This is a genomic window from Streptomyces sp. NPDC015127 (assembly GCF_043080095.1).
Lineage (GTDB): Bacteria > Actinomycetota > Actinomycetes > Streptomycetales > Streptomycetaceae > Streptomyces.
On the sequence record NZ_JBIBVE010000069.1, the window covers coordinates 1 to 4,880 of the forward strand.

A 4,880-nucleotide genomic window follows, 5' to 3' on the forward strand; every position below is an offset into this window, starting at 1 on the left:
ACAACAAGACACTCGCACTGCCAACGTGTACGCGGTGTTCAGGAACACCAGCCGCTACCCCGGCACGACCTCACGCCAATCACGCACCAGGTCGTAAGGGCTGTCCCGTCCCACCGCGACCTGTGCTTCAGCCAGCGCCTCTATGGCCCGCACAGAGCCAGCCGAAAGCCCACTGAAGCGGACCTGTATGCCTGGCAATCCTTCTGCCGGGAATCGCGTATCCAGCCTGCAGCAATTCGCTTGGACCGGGGACGTCCCTCCGCGTTCATACGGTGGGGATGAGAGCTGACAGGTGGATGCAGAGTCCGGCCCACCACAGCAGGGGGCCTGGTTCGGGCGGCCAGGCTCGCCACATACGGCTGAAGCCGATGACCGAACGTGGCGGCGACTTCCTTGGCCTGCTCAGCAATCACATGACGGAACCGCTCCGGGGTCGGACTGGCATTACAAGTGCCGCCTGCGGCCGCATGAACGTCTAGCGGCTGAAGGAGGACGGTCGCCCCCTGCATGTTCCGCACCGCATCCCATGGCAACCTGGTCAGCCAGTTCCGGATCACGCCCTAATACCCCGGTGTGGGCCAGAGTACGCATGTGAAGCGCATTGTCCTGGTCACCGTGTCAGCTCTGGTCCGGCACCGCTTGTCGGCCCGCCACACGGCAACCACTTCAGGGAACAGCAAGTCGTCTCCCCTAAGGCTGGCGGGAAGGCCGCAGCCATGCCCTGGCTCCCAGCAGACGAGCGCGTTTCCGAATAGCCAGAGAGCGTGGCACCTTACGAAACCACTGCAAACTCCCCGTCATCAGCCGGCTGATGCTGACCAAGGCCGGGCTGCAGGTCAGGAAATGACGAGGGGACCTGCCAGCCACGTGAGTATTCATCCCTCAACAGTCCACATTCCTGTGCCCATCCAGGCCGCCGCGCGCAAGATCCCATGCGATGGTTCCGTCACACTGAAGGGGCACAATGAAGATCTTCTTGAAGAAGCTGTCCATCGCTATGCTGGCGACTGCGGCGATGGCTGGCGCGGCGCCTACCGGCGCAAGCGCTGCCGAGCTCGGCCCAGGCACAACCTCCGCGGCCCCATGGGTAGACTCTCCGCTATCGTACGAGTATGACTACTCATTGGGCATGAGCTTCTTTTATGATGCCGAAATGGTAGCCAACGGGGCAGACACCCACTTCTACGACACTTTTCCATTCGAGGAACACTGCGGCTCCTTCGGTAACCTACCTCCGGAACACAATCCACCATTCACTTGCTACCTTAATGTCGCCGGGTTAATGAACCCTATAGCCGTCACGGATCGAACCCCCACAAGCTTCACTTTCAAATCGCTGCCGGGACACGTCGAGGGCGCAGGCCGTTACATCCGGTTCACGTTCCACAGGACAAGCACCTTCGATATTCGCATGCATGTCGAAAGCTGGGGGCCCTGGAACTTCAACGCCTGGTCATCAATTAACAGTGGGGCAGTGAACGGGATTTGGGCGACCTATTCAAATAATCTAAAGAACCGCATAACAAATGGAACTCTCTAGTCCCCCTCCCGCCGGTGCCGACTGAGATCAGGCATATCGTCCCGGGTTAATCTGATTCCCAGATATGCCGCAAATACCGCCCGAGGCCTGAAGCTAATACGGGAAGCCCTGGAAGGGGATCACTCCTCCGAAGTAGTCACCTCTCGCGGTTGCCGGATCGGTTTCTCCGGCGGGTGCAGGTGTGTAGAGATTGTCGCCGTTCTGGCTCTTGATCCGGACGGATTCCGGGTCGACCGCTACGCCGAGCGGCGCTGCAGCAGCACTGGGGATGCTGAGGGTCTTTTCGGCGCGGAAGTGTTCGACGAATGCGCTGGTGGTGGCCTTGTAGGCAACGGACCGGTGCTTGGTGTCGCCGAACTCGTGGGTACCGTTCTTGCTGAGGATGTCGCCGCCAGGGTTGGGGCCGTGCTCCCTTCCGACGGTGGCGCTGAAGGCGAGACTGCGGTAGGTGCGGGTGCCCGGGAGCCCGCTGCCGGGCACATCGTCGAAGGGCATGGACCACTCGCCGATGACATCGATCTTTCCGGCCCTCTTCCGGCTCAGATCCAGGCTGGCGGTCAGCGTGGCCTTCGTCGCATTGATGTCCCGGGAGACCTCCAGTTCGGGATGGCAGGGGTTTTCATGGGTGTGCGCACGGCGTGCACAAGCGTGAGGGGCCTGCTGGGGGTGAACATCCAGTGCTTGCCCGCCAGAATTTCGTCTCGGACTTCTTCCAGGCTGATCTGCTGGCTGCTCGACTTGTCCGTGTTCCACTCCCCTACCCAGCTTTTGATCTTCTCCCACATACCGAACTGGTCGATGTCTGCAGCTATACGCAGTTTCGATGAGAGACGCAGGCGATAGATGGCGCCCGGGGCAAGCCTGACGTCAAGGGAACGGGTTTCCTGAAGGAATTCCTGTTGGGCCATGAGTTCACGCTGCCGGCGAAGGGGATGACGGTGCGTTCGGTGTTTCCCGGCAGGCCCTCGATCACGGCTTCCCACGTATGAACTCAGGAAGGTAGGTGATGGGAACGCTGTCAGCGTCGAAGTACCAGGAGTTCTCGTTGGGCGCTGGCTCCTGGTGAGCGATGGGCAGGGCTTCCAGCCTGGCCTTGTCGCGGTTCACGAGGTCGGTGTAGGCAGCGGCGTTCATGGGGTGGCCGTTGGCCAGAGTGTCGAATGCCCCGTGCTGCCCGGCGGTGAGCCGTGCTGTGCGCGGAGGGACGATGTGGCGTTCGGCTGGCGGGACGTTGTTGTCGGCCGCGTTGGCGCGGTCGTCGGACTCTCCTGCACCGCGGGGCTTGCGCAGCAGGATGTTAGGGGCGTCGACGGGCGTGCTGCGGCCGTAGGTCACGGTGGGGGTAACGTTGGCCGGCTCCTTGGGCGATGTCGTTGGTGCTGAAGGGCAGGCTGTTGCCGGCCAGGTCGACGATCCGGGCGCGGGCCTTGTAGCGGTGACCGAAGCGCAGCCTCGGCAGGCTGTTGGGCGCGACTGCGAATCTTGCGCGGAATTCTCCATGGTGTTGTCGTCCGTGAGTGCCTTGCCCAGGCGGTGAACGGCGAGACTCCATCCTGTCCAGCGGGCGAGGTACTCCGAGAGGTAGAGGTCGGTGTCGTTGGCGTTCGTTCTCGTGGTGAGGCCACGACTTGGGTTCCCTCGTCGCTGATGGATAGGGCGGACTGGCCGAGGCGCAGGAACTCATACTGGCCCTGCCTCGCCATGAGGGAGCACCACTCTCTGTCAGCCTCGTCGCGGATGTCCCACCGGTAGCCGCGGATGAAATCTTCCAGGAAGACGCTTGCGTCGCCTGGCTTCTTGTCGCCGCTGGAGGAAAAGGAGATGTTGTAGAGAGCCTTCGCTCGCGCCACGCTGGCAGCCAGCTGGGCAGCCCGTCCCAGGGCGTGCAACGGCGATGCTGTCGGAGGACAGTGCGGGCAGTGTGTAGGAGCTGGGTGAGCCCGGCGTGCGTTGACTGGCTGATGTCGTCGGCGAACTGCAGAGCCCGCAGGCCGACGCTGTCGGTGTCGACGGTGGTGACGTGGAAGAGACCTGGGTCTCCCAGGCGGAGCAGGCCATTGATGCTGTCGTGGGCGTTCAGGTAGAGCATCTTCTCGAGCCCGCCAGAGACGTGTGTGACGGCGACTGCCGCCCCGATAGAGGCCAGGTAGGACAGAAAGGTCGGCGAGGCAGCCCTGGCCGCCTCCATGCTTGTGCGGCCGCCTCGTCCGAGGAGTCCGCCTGTTGCCGTCCAGCTTGATCAGAGACGACGCTCCTCCATCATTCGCCACACTAGGCCCAGGTCTCACAACAGCTCCGGCGCAGCCACCGGTTGAGGGGTCAGCTCGTGCAGGAGCAGCTGCGATGGTCAGTAACGTTCGCAGACAGGGAGTAGCAGCAGATGAGCAAGGGGTACTCATGCAATGCCCTTGCCAGCCAGAGCCCTTCATACGCTCTTGTCCCGAGGGACGGGAACTCCAACAGTGTCTCACTGTGGCTTACGCTCTGATAAATGTGTAAATTTCCCACGAGAGTCAGATGTCGCTGCTGATGGCGGTCGGGCGGTCCGGTGCGGACCGGCCGAGGGAGAGGATGCCTCGACGACTGCACTGCCGAGTATTCGGGCGTTAGCGCCCGTGACTCACAAAACCGGTGGTATACCCCCTCGAACCCAATCCATGAGGAGCCGCTCAGTCATGTCGTCTGTCGCCAACGGCGAGGACTTCAAGGTCGCCGACCTTTCCCTCGCCGCCTTCGGCCGCAAGGAGATCACCCTCGCCGAGCACGAGATGCCCGGCCTGATGTCGATCCGCAAGGAGTTCGCCGCCGCCCAGCCGCTCGCCGGCGCCCGCATCACCGGCTCGCTGCACATGACCGTGCAGACCGCTGTGCTGATCGAGACCCTGGTCGCCCTCGGCGCCCAGGTCCGCTGGGCCTCCTGCAACATCTTCTCCACCCAGGACCACGCCGCGGCCGCCGTCGCGGTCGGCCCGCACGGGACCCCCGAGAACCCGCAGGGCATCCCCGTCTTCGCCTGGAAGGGCGAGACCGCGGAAGAGTACTGGTGGTGCACGGAGCAGGCCCTGACCTGGCCGAACACCCCCACCGGCGGCCCGAACATGATCCTGGACGACGGCGGCGACGCCACCCTCCTCGTGCACAAGGGCGCCGAATACCAGAAGACAGGGCGCGTCCCGGACCCGACCACCGCCGAGAGCGACGAACTGCGCTTCATGCTGGAGCTGTTGAAAGGCTCTTCTCTGGACTGGACGCAGCTCGCGTCCGAGATCCGCGGCGTGACGGAGGAGACGACGACGGGCGTCCACCGTCTCTACGAGATGCACCGCGAGGGCACGCTGCT

Annotated in this window: 5 protein-coding genes; 2 read left to right on the forward strand and 3 right to left on the reverse strand. The window is 63.3% G+C overall.

The annotated features are described in order from the left end of the window. The first annotated feature begins 964 nt into the window (after window positions 1-964). Window positions 965-1,540, forward strand: coding sequence for a hypothetical protein (locus tag ACF08N_RS37670; protein WP_392329213.1), 576 nt, complete (start codon window positions 965-967; stop codon window positions 1,538-1,540). A 93-nt stretch (window positions 1,541-1,633) separates the two neighbouring features. Here ACF08N_RS37670 and ACF08N_RS37675 read toward each other — a convergent pair whose 3' ends face one another. From ACF08N_RS37675 to ACF08N_RS37685, 3 genes are all read right to left on the reverse strand, one after another. Further along, on the reverse strand, window positions 1,634-2,035 hold the full coding sequence (locus tag ACF08N_RS37675; RefSeq protein ID WP_392329214.1) for a hypothetical protein: 402 nt from the start codon (window positions 2,033-2,035) through the stop codon (window positions 1,634-1,636). A gap of 62 nt (window positions 2,036-2,097) precedes the next feature. Beyond that, on the reverse strand, window positions 2,098-2,448 hold the full coding sequence (locus ACF08N_RS37680; protein WP_392329215.1) for a hypothetical protein: 351 nt from the start codon (window positions 2,446-2,448) through the stop codon (window positions 2,098-2,100). Between the two features lie 61 nt (window positions 2,449-2,509). Next, the gene (locus tag ACF08N_RS37685; protein WP_392329216.1) at window positions 2,510-2,875 is read right to left on the reverse strand and encodes a hypothetical protein; all 366 of its coding nucleotides are present in this window, start codon (window positions 2,873-2,875) and stop codon (window positions 2,510-2,512) included. Between the two features lie 1,340 nt (window positions 2,876-4,215). Between ACF08N_RS37685 and ACF08N_RS37690 the strand changes: the two genes are divergently transcribed. Continuing rightward, window positions 4,216-4,880, forward strand: a 665-nt coding sequence (locus tag ACF08N_RS37690) for an adenosylhomocysteinase (protein WP_392329217.1), incomplete at its 3' end; no start/stop codon positions are given.

Excerpts from the sequence above, each read along its gene's own strand:
- ACF08N_RS37675 (WP_392329214.1), bottom strand. The coding sequence starts at position 2,035 with ATGCCCTTCGACGATGTGCCCGGCAGCGGGCTCCCGGGCACCCGCACC.
- ACF08N_RS37680 (WP_392329215.1), bottom strand. The coding sequence starts at position 2,448 with ATGGCCCAACAGGAATTCCTTCAGGAAACCCGTTCCCTTGACGTCAGG.
- ACF08N_RS37670 (WP_392329213.1), top strand. The coding sequence starts at position 965 with ATGAAGATCTTCTTGAAGAAGCTGTCCATCGCTATGCTGGCGACTGCG.